This is a genomic window from Mycolicibacterium parafortuitum (genome assembly GCF_002086815.1).
GTDB lineage: Bacteria > Actinomycetota > Actinomycetes > Mycobacteriales > Mycobacteriaceae > Mycobacterium > Mycobacterium parafortuitum.
The window spans coordinates 478,699-493,024 of record NZ_MVID01000001.1 but is presented as its reverse complement, the minus strand read 5'-3'; the positions used below and the strand labels follow the sequence as shown (position 1 = coordinate 493,024).

General features: G+C 68.4%; 17 protein-coding genes. 5 read left to right on the top strand and 12 right to left on the bottom strand.

Features of this window, described 5'->3' with window-relative positions; translation table 11 throughout:
• Window positions 1-59: 59 nt before the first annotated feature.
• Together BST38_RS02285 and BST38_RS02280 are read right to left on the bottom strand one after the other, a co-directional pair.
• A complete protein-coding gene (locus tag BST38_RS02285; protein WP_083141588.1) occupies window positions 60-920 on the bottom strand; it encodes a CbbQ/NirQ/NorQ/GpvN family protein in 861 nt (286 codons plus the stop codon).
• Between the two features lie 51 nt (window positions 921-971).
• Window positions 972-2,615: a nitric oxide reductase activation protein NorD gene (locus BST38_RS02280; protein WP_165761547.1), complete on the bottom strand. Its 1,644-nt coding sequence runs from the start codon at window positions 2,613-2,615 to the stop codon at window positions 972-974.
• A 172-nt stretch (window positions 2,616-2,787) separates the two neighbouring features.
• Here BST38_RS02280 and BST38_RS02275 point away from each other — a divergent pair, with 172 nt between their 5' ends.
• A complete protein-coding gene (locus BST38_RS02275; RefSeq protein WP_083141586.1) occupies window positions 2,788-3,759 on the top strand; it encodes an SDR family NAD(P)-dependent oxidoreductase in 972 nt (323 codons plus the stop codon).
• Between the two features lie 58 nt (window positions 3,760-3,817).
• Entirely contained in the window at window positions 3,818-5,161 is a 1,344-nt protein-coding gene (locus BST38_RS02270; RefSeq protein ID WP_083141585.1) for a TetR/AcrR family transcriptional regulator, read from the top strand.
• A 33-nt stretch (window positions 5,162-5,194) separates the two neighbouring features.
• On the opposite strand, the gene BST38_RS02265 is transcribed toward BST38_RS02270, so the two are convergent.
• The 4 genes from BST38_RS02265 to rplS are packed head-to-tail and all read right to left on the bottom strand — an operon-like array spanning window position 5,195 to window position 7,510.
• The gene (locus tag BST38_RS02265; RefSeq protein ID WP_011895015.1) at window positions 5,195-5,500 is read right to left on the bottom strand and encodes a DUF2469 domain-containing protein; all 306 of its coding nucleotides are present in this window, start codon (window positions 5,498-5,500) and stop codon (window positions 5,195-5,197) included.
• Complete coding sequence (locus BST38_RS02260) at window positions 5,497-6,246, bottom strand: ribonuclease HII (protein WP_083141584.1); 750 nt, start codon at window positions 6,244-6,246, stop codon at window positions 5,497-5,499. The genes BST38_RS02265 and BST38_RS02260 overlap by 4 nt, the downstream gene beginning before the upstream one ends.
• Window positions 6,247-6,262: 16 nt before the next feature.
• Window positions 6,263-7,108 (bottom strand): signal peptidase I, encoded by an 846-nt coding sequence (gene lepB, locus BST38_RS02255; protein WP_083141583.1) that lies wholly within the window; start codon window positions 7,106-7,108, stop codon window positions 6,263-6,265.
• A 60-nt stretch (window positions 7,109-7,168) separates the two neighbouring features.
• Entirely contained in the window at window positions 7,169-7,510 is a 342-nt protein-coding gene (gene rplS / locus BST38_RS02250; protein WP_083141582.1) for a 50S ribosomal protein L19, read from the bottom strand.
• Window positions 7,511-7,861: 351 nt separating this feature from the next.
• On the opposite strand from rplS, the gene BST38_RS02245 reads away from it, so the two are divergent.
• Window positions 7,862-8,800: a serine hydrolase gene (locus BST38_RS02245; RefSeq protein WP_083141581.1), complete on the top strand. Its 939-nt coding sequence runs from the start codon at window positions 7,862-7,864 to the stop codon at window positions 8,798-8,800.
• Here BST38_RS02245 and trmD read toward each other — a convergent pair.
• The 5 genes from trmD to mgtE all read right to left on the bottom strand — a co-directional run bounded on the left by trmD (window position 8,797) and on the right by mgtE (window position 12,311).
• Window positions 8,797-9,513 carry a tRNA (guanosine(37)-N1)-methyltransferase TrmD gene (gene trmD / locus BST38_RS02240; RefSeq protein WP_083141580.1) on the bottom strand — a complete coding sequence of 239 codons (717 nt, stop codon included), beginning with the start codon at window positions 9,511-9,513 and terminating at the stop codon, window positions 8,797-8,799. The genes BST38_RS02245 and trmD overlap by 4 nt on opposite strands.
• Before the next feature lie 3 nt (window positions 9,514-9,516).
• Window positions 9,517-10,053 carry a ribosome maturation factor RimM gene (rimM, locus tag BST38_RS02235; RefSeq protein WP_083141579.1) on the bottom strand — a complete coding sequence of 179 codons (537 nt, stop codon included), beginning with the start codon at window positions 10,051-10,053 and terminating at the stop codon, window positions 9,517-9,519.
• 19 nt (window positions 10,054-10,072) lie between these two features.
• On the bottom strand, window positions 10,073-10,315 hold the full coding sequence (locus BST38_RS02230; RefSeq protein WP_003928628.1) for an RNA-binding protein: 243 nt from the start codon (window positions 10,313-10,315) through the stop codon (window positions 10,073-10,075).
• Entirely contained in the window at window positions 10,312-10,788 is a 477-nt protein-coding gene (rpsP, locus tag BST38_RS02225) for a 30S ribosomal protein S16 (protein ID WP_083141578.1), read from the bottom strand. The genes BST38_RS02230 and rpsP overlap by 4 nt, the downstream gene beginning before the upstream one ends.
• Before the next feature lie 164 nt (window positions 10,789-10,952).
• Window positions 10,953-12,311 carry a magnesium transporter gene (mgtE, locus tag BST38_RS02220; protein ID WP_083141577.1) on the bottom strand — a complete coding sequence of 453 codons (1,359 nt, stop codon included), beginning with the start codon at window positions 12,309-12,311 and terminating at the stop codon, window positions 10,953-10,955.
• 103 nt (window positions 12,312-12,414) lie between these two features.
• Here mgtE and BST38_RS02215 point away from each other — a divergent pair, with 103 nt between their 5' ends.
• Window positions 12,415-12,909 carry a nuclear transport factor 2 family protein gene (locus tag BST38_RS02215; protein WP_083141576.1) on the top strand — a complete coding sequence of 165 codons (495 nt, stop codon included), beginning with the start codon at window positions 12,415-12,417 and terminating at the stop codon, window positions 12,907-12,909.
• Here the strand turns inward: BST38_RS02215 and BST38_RS02210 are convergent, their stop codons facing one another.
• A complete protein-coding gene (locus BST38_RS02210) occupies window positions 12,910-13,335 on the bottom strand; it encodes a nuclear transport factor 2 family protein (protein ID WP_083141575.1) in 426 nt (141 codons plus the stop codon).
• Between the two features lie 45 nt (window positions 13,336-13,380).
• Here BST38_RS02210 and BST38_RS02205 point away from each other — a divergent pair, with 45 nt between their 5' ends.
• Window positions 13,381-14,271: a D-alanyl-D-alanine carboxypeptidase family protein gene (locus tag BST38_RS02205; protein WP_083141574.1), complete on the top strand. Its 891-nt coding sequence runs from the start codon at window positions 13,381-13,383 to the stop codon at window positions 14,269-14,271.
• Window positions 14,272-14,326 lie beyond the last annotated feature (55 nt).

Here is a 14,326-nt window from a genome sequence, read left to right as displayed (position 1 = left end):
CGATACCCCGGCCAGAAACCTAATATTTGTTCAGACCCTAGCGGCGCGGTCGGGCAGCGTCAATCACCGGCGCCGGTCCCGGTATCGAGATAGACATCGATCATCTCGGCGAGCCCGCGGCCCACCGTCGCGTCGTCGGTGAGCGGGCCCGCGATCGCGGCCAGTGCCGCCTCGCCGAGGCTCAGCCCCTCGGCGGTCAGCCGGCCCGCCGCGATCAGCACACGGGTGGAGGCCACCTCACGCAGCCCCCCTGTCTCCAGCCTGCGGATCGCCTGCCCGAACCGCACCAGTGCGGCGGCGGTCTCGCGTCCGACACCAGCCTCGTGGGCGACGATGGACTCCTCGATTTCCGGTGCGGGGAAACCGAACTCGATGGCGACCATGCGTTGGCGCGTGGAGTCCTTGAGATCCTTGAGCACGCTCTGGTAGCCCGGGTTGTAGGAGACCACCAGACCGAATCCCGGCGCGGCGTCCAGCGTGACGCCGAGCCGTTCGATCGGGAGCTGGCGGCGGTAGTCGGCGAGCGGATGCAGCACCACGGTGGTGTCCTGGCGGGCCTCGACCACCTCGTCGAGATAACAGATCGCACCCTCGCGCACGGCGCGGGTCAGCGGGCCGTCCACCCACACGGTCTCGTCGCCGCGCAGCAGGTACCGCCCGACCAGGTCGGCGGTGGTCAGATCGTCGTGGCATGCGACGGTGATCAGCGGCCTGCCGAGGTCGTGGGCCATCGCCTCGACGAAGCGCGTCTTGCCGCAGCCCGTCGGGCCCTTCAGCACGATCGATAGGCCCTGCCGGTAGGCGGCCCGGAACACCGCCTCCTCGTTGCCCACCGGCGTGTAGTACGGCCGGTTCTGTGCCCGCGTGGACGCGCCGTTCTTGTCGGCGATCGCGGATTCATACCGGGTGTCGCTGCCCATCGTGTTCCTTCCCTCGCCCGCGTCGTTGCGGTGCACTGAGTCCGTTCGGCGTCACGCGACGCGGCGCCGCACCTCGGCGGCGCGCAACGCGGACCGAAAGATCGGTCCGATCACCCCGGCGAGCTGGTCGGGGTGGCCGATCATCGCGTGCGCCGCGCTACCGAACACCGAGCGCAGCGCCGCGGTGTCGGTGCTCGCACCGACGGTCAGGCACACACAGCCCACACCCCGCCTGCGCGCCTCGGTCAATGCCCGCCGCGCATCGGCGGCGCCGTAGGCCCGCTCGTATCCGTGGTCGTAGGCCAGCCCGTCCGAGAGCACCACCAGCAGGCGCCTGGCGGTGCCACCACGCGCCTCGAGCACCGCGGACCCGTGCCGGATCGCCGCCCCGAGACGCGAATATGCCGCGGGTTCAAGGCTGTTCAAACGCCTGCTGACCGCGGCGTCGAGGTGCTCGTCGAAGCGCTTGACCGGCACCACCGTGACGTCCTTGCGACCCTGCGAGTAATACGCATACAGCGCGACCCGGTCACCGAGGTCGTGCAGCGCGACGGCGAGGTGGGCGACCACCTCACGCTGCTGCTGGTGCACGGTGCGGCCCGCCGAGCCGGCCTCGGCGGTGGATCCGGAGATGTCGAGCAACAGCAGGACCGACAGGTCACGGCGACGGCGGAGACTGTCGAGGTACACGTTCTCCTCGGGTGTCGAACCGGCCCTGACCTCCACCCGTGCCTCGACCGCCGCGTCGATGTCGATGTCGTCGCCCTGCGACTGCCGGTGACGGCGATGCAGTCCCATCCCGAGCCGCGCGAGCGGCCTGCGCACCCCGATCACCCTATCGATGTCTTGGGCCGCAGCGGGTTTCACCGAAGGCGGCACCTCACGCACCGTGCACCAGCCCAGTCGGTAGGCCCTGCGCCCGACATCCCATTCCGGATAGCTGAAGCCGGGGCTCTCGGCGTCGGCGCCCGACTCGGACGGGGCCGACGCCAACGAGGCCACCGCGTTCGCCCCGCGCCGCACCGAGTTGACCCGGTGCGTCGGCGAATCGGCGCCGGGCGGACCGTCGCCGCTGCCCGTCTTACGCGACGACGACAGCATCTTCTTCAGCCACTTCCCGATGAATCCGCCGCCGCCGACCGGGCTGCTGAACAGGTCGGGATCGTCGGTGTCGTCGACCTCGCCGTCGTCGAGTTCCTCGAGCGCACGCTTGTCGTCGCGGTTGCGGGGCACGTGTCCGGCGGCCTCGTGATCGACCTGCCTGCCCGTGCGCCCCGCGGACAGCACCTTCTTGGGCGCCAGCACGCCGAAAACCCCGGGCGGCTCGTCGACGAGGTCTTTACCCGATGCGATCGCCAGCGACGCGGCCGCCGAATCACTGCGGGCCGCGACGCGGTGGTCGGCGAGGCCGCCGACGAGGCCCGGCAGCAGATCCTCGTTGGCCACGAGTGCGCGGTGACCCTCGACCGCCAGATAGCGCGTCGCCGTCTTGGGCCGTCGCGTCAGCGCACCGAGCACGTCGGGGTCGAGGCTGCCCGCCGCGATCAGCGAGGCCTGCACCGCGACCGTGCGCAGTGTGTCCCGCGGCGCGGCGGCGGGGTCCACGAAGACCGTCTGACCGTCGGTCCACGGCGGTTGCCCCGGCGGCGTGGCCGCCACCGACATCGGCCGCCCGGCGAGCGCGGAGGCCAGCATCGTCAGACCTGGATACCCCTTGTGATCCGGCTCGTCGGCCACTCGCGCCTCCGCGTCCGCCTCGTCGTCGTTGACCAAATATTCGTTCCACCGTAAGGTTCGGACCCATCGGAGTCAATCAACGGTGAGGTCGCCGGGTGAGTGCCGGGCGACGACTGGTGGAGGCGCACAGATGATCGACTTCACCGGCCAGGTCGCGGTGGTCACCGGCGCCGGGCGCGGGCTGGGACGCCTCTACGCTCTCGACTTGGCGAGGCGGGGAGCTGCGGTGGTGGTCAACGACCTCGGCGGCACCATGCACGGGGCCGGTTCGGACGCCGCCGTGGCCGATCACGTGGTCGACGAGATCATCGACGCCGGCGGCCGGGCCGTCGCCTCTTGCGATTCGGTGGACAGCCCCGAGGGGGGCCAGGCGATCGTGGACTGTGCCGTCGCGACTTTCGGGCGGCTCGACGTGGTCATCAGTAACGCAGGCATCTTCAATTCGATTCCTTTCGAACAACTCTCGGCCGACGATTGGCGCCGTATGCTCGCCGTCCATCTCGACGGGGGGTTCTTTCTGAGCCGGCCGGCCTACACCGTAATGAGGAAACAGGGGTACGGCCGGTTCGTATTCATCTCCTCGTCGGCGGGCAACTTCGGCCAGCCGATGGAGGCACACTACGCCGCCGCCAAGACCGGTCTGGTCGGCCTCTCCAACGTCATCGCCATCGAGGGCGCGGCGCACGGCATCGCATCCAATGCGGTTTTGCCGACTGGCTTTTCGCGAATGGTCAGCGAGACGGTCAGGGACGAGAGGTTTCTCGCCGAGTCCGGCTTCATGCGCGCCATCCGCCCCGAACTGGTCGTCCCACTGGTGACCTTCCTGGCCAGCCGGAACTGCCCGTTCAGCCACCGCAACTACTCGGCCTGCGCGGGCCGGTACGCACGGGTGTTCGTCGGTCTCGGCGACGGATGGCTGGCCGGCGACGGCGCCGAACCGAAAGCCGAGGACATCGAGGCGAACCTGGACGCGGTGTCGTCGACAGAGAAGTTCATCGTGCCCGACTCAATCGTCGACGAGGTGCTGCAGGTGTGCCACCGGCGCGGAATCAGCGCCATGCCCGACGATGCCGAAGTCGCGTTCCCCGAACCGGGGAAATGACCGTGGACTCGGTAGGATCGGACACCGTGCAGCAATCTTCGGGCAGCGTCCGCTAGGCATGGCCGGCGCCGACAACGCAGGGCCTAACTCCAAGCGGGGGCGTCCCGCCCCCAGGAAGCGGCAACCCTCTGCCCACCTCGCCGCGGTGTCCGATTCACCGGCCGCAGATGCGACCCGGCGCACGGAGATCCTCAAAACGGCGAACACCGTCTTCGCCACCTCCGGGCTGCGCAGTTCACTCCAGCAGATCGCCGATGCCGCAGGAATTCTCGCCGGCAGCCTGTACCACCACTTCGCTTCCAAAGAGGCCATCCTCATCGAGCTGATCCGGCTCTACCACACGGATTTGGACCGGATCGGGGATCTCGCGCTGCAACGGATCGACGATGCCGACTCTCGCACCGTGGCCGACCGGATCACCGAGTTGGGGTGCGCGATCGCCCGGTGCGCGGTCGAACATCGCGCTGCGCTGCAGATGTCGTTCTATGAGGCCCCGAGCAACGATCCCGAACTGATCGAACTGACCGCGCGCCAGCCGACGAAGATCCAGGCCGCCATGCTGCAGACGTTGCGGGCAGGCCGCTGGAGCGGCGACATCCGCTCCGACGTCGACCTGCCCACGCTGGCCGATCGCCTGTGCCAGAGCATGTTGCATGTCGGCCTCGACGTCATCCGGCACAACGCCCCCGTCGACCAACTGGCCACCCTCAAGTGCCGGATCGCGTTGCAGGGGCTCGCCGCCGAACCGCCCTCCGATGAGGACCTCGACCGATCGGCAGCGTTCGCGGTCGCCGAGAAGGTCATCGCCGGCTGGGACGACGCCGAGGGCGACACCGATCTGAAGGCCGCGCACGTGCGTGCGGTCGCCCGCTCCGAGTTCGGCCGCCGAGGCTACGAGATGACGACGATCCGCGATATCGCCTCGGCCGCGGGGCTGGGCACCGGCACCGTCTATCGAGTGATCGGCTCCAAGGACGAGCTGCTGATGTCGATCATGCTCGAGTTCGGCCTCAAGGTCGGCGGCGCGTGGACCGACATCGTCCGCTCGGAGTCCAGCACCCTGGAGAAACTCGACGCCCTGAGCTGGCTCAACATCAACGCGCTCGACCATTTTCCCGACGAGTTCCGCATCCAGCTGGCATGGTTGCGGCAGTCGCCCCCAGACTCAGCGAACCCCGCGTGGTCGTTCACCACCCGGATCCGTCAGATGAAAGCGCTTTTGTCCGAGGGGATACGCAGCGGCGAGATCCACGTCGACAACGCCGGAACCGACATGCTGACCCGGTGCATCATCGGTGAGCAGTGGATTCCGGAGAACATCCTGCAGGAGATCGGCGTGCGGAGCGCGCTGATCCTCGCGCGCGACACCGTGCTCCGCGGGGTCGCCGTCCGGGGGGCATGACCGCGCCAGGCCGGACCTCGGGCCCCGACCCGGCTACTCGGGAAGCCGCAGCTCGGGCTTCTCCACCTCTTCGATGTTGACGTCCTTGAACGTGATCACCCGCACCTGCTTGACGAACCGCGCGGGCCGGTACATGTCCCACACCCAGGCGTCGCCGAGCCTCAGTTCGAAGTAGACCTCGCCGTCGGCGTTGCGCGGGATCATCTCCACGCTGTTGGCCAGATAGAACCGCCGTTCGGTCTCCACCACGTAGCTGAACTGACCGACGATGTCCTTGTACTCGCGGTACAGCGACAGCTCCATCTCGGTTTCATACTTTTCGAGATCTTCGGCACTCATCGGCTCAGCTGTCCTTCACGTAGTCCGCCGTCTCCCTGGACGTCATCGAATATTTTCCCGCACTCGAGTTCGGCATGCTCCCCGGGTTCCCCGTCGACGACCAAACGTCGCACATTGATGAAAGAGAACCGGTGTTGGGTCGACGGCCCGAGCCGGTTCAGCGCCGCGGAATGCGCCCGGGTGCTGTAACCCTTGTGGTCGGCGAAGCCATATCCGGGATGGTCGGCGTCCATCGCGACCATCAGCCGGTCGCGGCTCACCTTGGCCAGCACGCTCGCGGCCGCGATGCAGGCCGCCGCCGCGTCACCCCCGATCACCGGCAGCGACGGCATCGGCAGGCCGGGCACCCGGAAGCCGTCGGAGAGCACATAGCCCGGGCGCACCGACAGGCCCGCGACCGCGCGGCGCATGCCCTCGATGTTGGCGACGTGCACACCACGACGGTCGACCTCCTGCGATGGGATGAACACCACGTGATACGCCAGCGCGTAGCGCCGGATCAGCGGGAACAGCCGCTCACGCTCGCTCGCGTTGAGCTTCTTGGAATCGTCGAGGGCGGACAGGCTCTCCAAGCGGTTCGGTCCGAGGACGCATGCCGCGACGACCAACGGTCCCGCGCACGCGCCGCGGCCGACTTCGTCGACACCGGCGACGGGTCCCAGACCGGCGCGGTACAGCGCCGATTCCAGGGTGCGCAGGCCCGACGATCTGCGGATGACCGTTCGCGGGGGCCAAGCAGCCGGCAAGTGTGCGCGCCTCCTGTCAGCTCTGCGGGTTCACCGAGTGCACACCGCCCCAGCGACCGGGCGGCCACGCGATGAACTGGGCCTTACCGATGACATTCTCCACCGGGATCGTCCCGGCCGTCGGGTCGCCGGTGCACAGCAGACCCTTCTGCACGTCGGCCGGTTCGTTGGTGCAGTGCGTGCGGGAATCCGCCGAATGGGTGCGGTTGTCACCCATCATCCACAACCGGCCCTCCGGCACGGTGACGGGCCCGAACTCGTTGCCGAGGCACGGGTAGACGGCCGGGTCGGCCATCATCGTCTCGGGATCGAGGTAAGGCTCGTTGAGCGGTTTGCCGTCGACGGTCAGGCCGGTGTCGACGCGGCACTGGACCGTCTGGCCGCCGGTGGCGATGATGCGTTTGACCAGATCGTTCTCATCGGGCGGGACGAAGCCGACGACAGAGAGCGCATCCTGAACCCAGCGCACCGCGGCGTTGTCGGACCGGATCGACTTGTAGCCGATGCTCCAGTTCGGCGGGCCCTTGAACACGACGACATCGCCGGGCTGCGGCGAACCGAAGCGGTACGACAGCTTGTCGACCATGATCCGGTCGCCGACGCAGCCGTTGCAGCCGTGCAGCGTCGGCTCCATCGACTCCGACGGAATCAGATAGGGCCGCGCGATGAACGTCAGCATCACGTAGTAGATCACCAACGCGATGGTGATGAGGATCGCGGCTTCGCGAAGCGCGCCCCGCTTCTTTCCGGCCTTCTTGTCGTCCGCGCGTTCGCCGGGGTCTTCGACAGTGGGATCGGCGGATTGATCGTCCGGAAGCTGGGGTTGGCCAGGGGCCCCTGCGGGCTCAGAGGGCGACGTCACGTGATCAGACTAGTCAGCGCGACGCCGCGCCTGTGCGACCACCAAGGGTCAGCGCCTGGGTCAGCGCTTCTCCTTGATCTTGGCCTTCTTGCCGCGCAGCTCGCGCAGGTAGTACAGCTTCGCGCGACGCACGTCACCACGGGTGAGCACGTCGATGTGGTCGATGTTGGGCGAGTGCACGGGGAAGGTGCGCTCGACACCGACGCCGTAGCTCTCCTTGCGCACCGTGAAGGTCTCGCGGACGCCACCGCCCTGGCGGCGCAGCACGACGCCCTTGAAGACCTGGATGCGCTCCTTGGAGCCCTCGATGACCTTGACGTGCACATTGACGGTGTCGCCGGGGCCGAAAGTCGGCACATCGTCGCGCAACGATGCCTGGTCGACGAAATCCAGCGTGTTCATCGGTGACACTTCCTTGCTGTTCGCGGCGTCGCACCCGCGTCCTGATGACGTGGCGGAGCCGATGTGTTATTCGGGCGTCTTAGGCTTGTCGTGCGCCTGATACCGGGGCATGCCACCCCAGCCGTGCACAGACAACTGCCCAATTGTGCCAGACGGAGTGCTGATCCCCGAAATCGGCGGATCGGGTCGTGGGGCTGGTGGGGTTCGTGAGCAACGCGACGGGTATTCAGGGGCTACCCTTGTCTCACCGGGCTGCGTGCTGCGCGTGCCCGGATTCGGGGGCACGGTTCTACACGCAGGGTTTCTACACGCCACGTTTCTTCACCGGCCCACAACTTGGAGGATCCAGCGATGCGACGGCCGTTGCGGCTGTTCACCACCAAGGCGGCGATGTCTGCTCTGGTCGCCGTCGCTGCAGGCTGCACCGCAACGGGCAGCAGCGCTCCCCCGGTCTCCGAAGGTCCGCATATGACGGTGATCGCACCGCTGGGAGCGATGGCCCCGGTCCCGGAGATCCCGCCCGACGAGCCGCCGGCGTCGTTCCTCGGCCTGGCCGACCGTGAGGCACTCGCGACCGCGCGCGCCGCTGATGCCGGAGCCGATATCACCACCGCCGTCCTCGACCGCAACACCGGCGTGCTGATCACCAACGGCAACGACCGCCCGTTCGCGATCGCGTCGGTGGTCAAGCTGTTCATCGCCGACGACCTGCTGCTGCAGGTGGCAGAGGGGCGCACCACGCTCTCACCCGAGGACCGTGAGGCGCTGGACGTGATGCTGCGGGCCTCTGACGACAGCGCCGCCGAGGTGTTCTGGAACCGCAGCGGCGGCAGCGACATCATCGACCGGGTGGTCCGGCGCTACGGCCTGAAGTCGACCGGCCAACCCGGTGACGGCCGGTGGTTCAACACCACCAGCACAGCCGCCGATCTGGTCCGCTACTACGACATGCTGCTCTCGGGCGCCGGCGGACTGCCGGCCGAGCAGGTCGACATCATCGTGTCCAACCTCGCCGCGTCGACCCCCACCGCCCCGGACGGCATGGCGCCGGGCGGGGTGTACCCGCAACGGTTCGGCATTCCTGAAGGGCTCTACGCCGAACCGGTGGCAGTCAAACAGGGCTGGATGTGCTGCGTCGGCGCCGACTGGATGCATGTGTCCACCGGCGTCGTCGGCGCCGACCACCGGTACGTGGTGGTGATCGCCTCGATGCAGGCCGCCGGCGACGACGCCGCCCGCCGGACCATCACCGACGCGGTACGGACGATGTTCCCGGACGGTGCGATCTAGCCTTCCCCGGGCGGGGATCGGAACTCGTCGGGCAGCAGATCCGGGCGGCGTTCCCGGGTACGTTCCAACCCCTGCTGCCGCCGCCACGCGGCGATGCGCGCGTGGTCGCCGGACCGCAGCACCTCGGGTACGTCGAGTCCCCGCCAGGTCGCCGGCCGCGTATAGCTCGGCCCTTCCAGCAGCCCGCCCACGTGATCGGAATGTGAGTCGTCCTGATGTGACTCCGGGTTGCCGAGCACGTCGGGAAGTAACCGCGCGACGGCCTCGATCATCACCACCGCGGCCGATTCGCCGCCCGGCAGCACGTAGTCGCCGATGGAGACCTCCTCCACCCGCATCCGGGTGGCCGCGTCGTCGATCACCCGCTGGTCGATGCCCTCGTAGCGCCCGCACGCGAACACCAGGTGCTTCTCCTGCGTCCAGCGCTGGGCGACGCTCTGGGTGAACAACCGGCCTGCGGGCGTGGGTACCACGAGAAGCGTTTCCGGCGAACAGATCTCGTCGAGCGCGGGCCCCCACACCGGCGCCTTCATCACCATTCCCGGTCCCCCGCCGTACGGCGCGTCGTCGACGGAGCGATGCACGTCGTGGGTCCACCGGCGCAGATCGTGCACGGCGAACTCGATGATCCCCGACTCGATGGCCTTGCCCGGCAACGACTGCCGCAGCGCATCGAGGAACGCGGGGAAGATCGTCACCACGTCTATGCGCATGTGTCAGCCCAGCTCGAGAAGACCCTCGGGCGGGTCGATGGTCACGAGCTGGTCCTGCAGCGACACCGACACCACGATCGCCGACACGAACGGCACCAGCACCTCGGCGTTGTCCGCGTCGCGGACGGCGAGCAGTTCGCCTGCGGCGGTGTGCAACACCTCGGCGACGGTGCCGACGTCGTGCCCCGCGGTCGTGACGACCTTGAGCCCTTCGAGCTGGTGGTCGTAGAACTCGTCGGGATCCTCGATCGGCGGCAGACTGCCGGAGTCGACGAGGAAAAGGGTCCCCCGCAGCGCCTCGGCGGCATCGCGGCTACCGACACCCTCCAGCCGCAGCAGCAGCCGATCGCCGTGCGGGCGAACGGATTCCACGACGACATTGCGGTCGGAGACATTGCGGTCGGAGCCGCCGCGCGGCGCACGTGCGCGCAGCGTGGCGCCGGCAACGAACCGTCCGCCGGGATCGTCGGTGCGAACCTCGACGGACAGTTCTCCGGTGACGCCGTGTGCTTTGGCGACTCGCCCGACGACGAGATCCATCAGGCCGGCCTCGGATCCGCTATTGGTCGGTGTCCACCACGTCGACGCGGATCCCCCGCCCGCCGATACCGGCGACGAGGGTGCGCAGCGCGGTCGCGGTGCGGCCACCGCGCCCGATGACCTTGCCCAGGTCGTCGGGGTGGACGTGCACCTCGACGGTGCGGCCGCGGCGGTTGGTCACCATGTCGACGCGGACGTCGTCAGGATTGTCGACGATTCCGCGGACCAAGTGCTCCACGGCGTCGACGACGACCGAGCTCATTCGGCAGCGGGAGCGTCGGACTCGGCGGCGGCCTCAGCCGGAGCGTCGGCAGCCTGCTCGGCAGGAGCCTCTTCCTTCTTGGCCGGGGCCTTCTTCTTCTTGGCCGTGGTGGCCTCGGTCGAGGGGCCACCCTCGGCCTCGGCGAGCGCGGCGTTGAACAGATCCAGCTTGGAAGGCTTGGGCTCCTTGACCTTCAGGGTGCCCTCGGCGCCGGGCAGGCCCTTGAACTTCTGCCAGTCACCGGTGATCTTCAGCAGCTGCAGCACGGGCTCGGTGGGCTGGGCGCCGACGCCCAGCCAGTACTGTGCGCGCTCGGAGTCGATCTCGATGACGCTCGGCTCTTCCTTCGGGTGGTACCGGCCGATGACCTCGATGGCGCGACCGTCGCGGCGGTTGCGCGCATCGGCGACGGCGATGCGGTACTGGGGATTGCGGATCTTGCCGAAGCGGGCGAGCTTGATCTTGACAGCCATGGTTGAGCGTTCTCTCCTGTGATTGCCGCGTTTGCAATTCGAGCGATCTCCGGCGGGATGCCGGGACCCGGTTTTGCCTTACGCGTGTGACCGACGCAGAGCCGGAGTCCTGCGGCAGACAGCCGCCCATTGTGCCAGAACACGCACGTGCCGCGGAAATCGCGCTAGATCCCCAGCACGGCCTTGGCGATCAGGAAGTAGATCAGCAGCCCGGTCGCGTCGACGAACGTGGAGATGAACGGGTTCGAGAACACCGCGGGATCGACGCGGATCGCCCGGGCGATCAACGGCATCGCGCCGCCGACCGTCGCGGCCATCGTGCACAGGCTCACCAGGGTCAACCCGATCACGATGCCGATGGAGCGGTCGTACACCAGGCTGGTCACCGCGAACGCCAGGCCGCCGAGCAGCAGACCCAGCGACAGCCCGACCCTCAGTTCGCGGAACAGCACTCTGCCCAGATCCCGGGGCCCCACGTCGCCGAGCGCCAGTGCACGGGTGACGGTCGTCGCGGCCTGGTTTCCAGTGTTGCCACCCGTGCCGATCAGCAGCGGGACGAACAACGCCAAGGTCACCACCTCGGCCAGCGTCGCCTCGAAGACTTCGAGCACCTGCACCGTCAGCGTGGCACCGATCGCGAGCACCAGCAGCCAGACGACGCGTGACCGGACGAGGTCGGCCACCGGCGCGGTCAGGTAGGGCCGGCGCAGCGGTTCGGTGCCGCTGATGCGCGCCTGGTCCTCGGACTCGGCGGTTTCCAGGATCTGCAGTGCGTCGTCGACGGTGAGGATGCCGACCAGCCGCGTCTCATTGTCGACGACCGGAAGTGCCAGCATCCTCAGATCGGCGCACCGCCGGGCAGCCTTCTCCGCGTCTTCGGTGGCGCGCGCCCAGTGCGGCGGGCGCATCACCTCGGCGATCGTCGTGCCCGGCGCGGCGGCGAGGAGCCGCCGCAGGCTGACCACCCCGATCAGCACGCGTTCGTCGTCGACCACCGGCAGCGTGTAGATGGTCTCGGCGTCGTCCAAGCCGGCGGTGACCCGGGTGAGCGCCTCGGCCGTCGTCATCGCCGGGCGTACCGACACGAACTCCGGACTCATCCGACGTCCGATCGAGCGCTGCGGATAGCCCAGCACCGCAGCGGTCAGCTCGCGTTCGCCGGGCGGCAGGCCACGCATCAGCCGCCCGGCCACTGTCGCGGGCAACTCGTCGAGGAGTTCCACCCGGTCGTCGGGATCCAGGTCGGCGAACAGCGCGGCGACGGCGTCGTCCTGCAACGCGCCGACGAGGTCGCCCTGCAGGCTGGGGGCGAGGATCTCGAAGACCTCCAGCGCCTGGTCCTTGGGCAGGACGCGGTAGAGCACCGCCCGGTCCTGACGGTCGAGGCGTTCCAGCACGTCGACGATCTGGATCGACGACAGCGGTCGCAGCAAGGCGGTCACTGCCGGTAGGTCGAGGTTGTCGAGGGCCCGCAGAATCTCCTTGAGCTGGGCTTCGGAGGGCGGGGCGGTGATATCGGCCATGTCGACGACAGCTCTACACCATCGAGGTGAACTCCGGGCGCCGCGAGCACGGCACGACCGTCGGACGCTTTACAGTCCATGCGTCGGATGTCACGCTTCACCGATGACGGACACCGCGGTGGAGGCGCACGAGATCGAGGCGATCAAACAGCTCAAGGCGCGCTACTGCCGCTATCTCGACACCAAGGACTGGGAGGCGTGGCGGACGTTGTTCAGCGACGACTTCCGCAGCGACACCTCGCAGGCGGGCGGCAAGGTCATCGTCGGCGCCGACGACTTCGTCGCGTTCACCCGGCGCAGCCTGCGCAACAACGCCACGGTGCATCAGGTGCACGCGCCGGAGATCACCCTGACGTCGGCGACCACCGCGGACGGGATCTGGGCGCTCGAGGACGTCGTGCGCCTGGCGCCCGGCCTGAACCTGCGCGGCTACGGGCACTACCGCGAGACCTACCAGAAGCGCGACGGACGCTGGCTGATCACCGAGTCCACGTTGACCCGGCTGCGCGAGGACATCTTCAACGTGGCGTTCTCGCTGTATCTGTCGGATCGCATCAAACGCGCCGCGGGCCGGTTGGCCGGGCGGGCGGTGCGGTAGTCACACCAGCTTGTCGAACGCCTTCTCCTCGACCCGCTTACTCATCCGCCAGCCCGCCTCGGTGCGGACGAACTCGTCGACGTACCAGATCCCGACGAAATAGATCTGCCCGGCATCGCCACCCATCACCATCGGGTTGAAGCAGATCGCCCGTGACGTCGCGGTGTTCCCGTCGGCGCCGATGCGCACGTCGACGTTGCCGAGCATGTGGTAGTACGCCGGGAAGTTCGGGAGCACCTCTTTCAGCCACGCCTTGACCTCCGGGAACCGGCCGTCGACGCCGCCGCTGACGCGGTAGTCGATGTAGGCGTCCGGGGTGAACACCGCATCGAGGTCGTCGAACCGCTTACCGTCGATCGCCGTCGAATAGTCGATCAGCAGTTGCTGGATCTCCAGCCGGTCGGAGATCTCTTCGAGGCTGAGCATGACATCGATTGAACACGATCATCCCCGCCGATAGGCTCACCCGACATGACACGGCTTCTCGCGTGCCTGGGCACCGCGCTGTGCCTGCTCGCCGGCGGATTCCTCACCGGCCCGGCGGCGACCGCCGTGCCGGTGCCCGGCGTCGTGCAACCCACCGGCTCGGTGCCCGCACCCGACGGGCCCGCGCAGGCGTGGATCGTCGCCGACATGGACACCGGCACGGTGCTGGCCGCCCGTAACGAGCACGGCCGCTATGCGCCGGCGAGCACGATCAAGATCCTGCTCGCGATGGTGGCGCTCGACGAACTGCCGCTGGACGCGACGATCGTCGCGAACGACGCCGACACGAAGGTCGAGTGCAACTGCGCGGGCGTCGCCCCCGGCCTGACCTACACCACCCGCCAGCTGTTGGAGGGGTTGCTGCTGGTGTCGGGCAACGACGCCGCCAACACCCTGGCCACCATGCTCGGAGGGCGCGACGTCGCGGTGGCGAAGATGAACGCCAAGGCCGCGGCGGTGGGCGCCCACAACACCCGGGCCGGCTCGCCGTCCGGGATCGACGGTCCGGGCATCGACATCTGGTCCACCCCACACGATCTCGCGGTGCTGTTCCGCGCGGCGATGGGCTATCCGGTGTTCGCGCAGATCACCGCGCAGCCCACGGCGGTGTTCCCGACCCGAACCGGGGATCGGGTGCTGGTGAATCAGGACGAGATGCTGCACCGCTACCCCGGCACGTTCGGCGGCAAGACCGGCTACACCGATCTGGCGCGCAAGACGTTCGTCGCCGGCGCCGAGCGGGGCGGCAGACATCTCGTGGTCGCGATGATGTACGGCCTGGTCACCGAAGGCGGCCCGACGTACTGGGATCAGGCGTCGGCGCTGCTGGACTGGGGTTTCGCGCTGGGACCCAACCCAGGGATCAGCCCGCTCTGAGCGTCGGTCGACACGCCGAATTCGCTCGAAGTCGATATCTGACGGAGACCTGGCC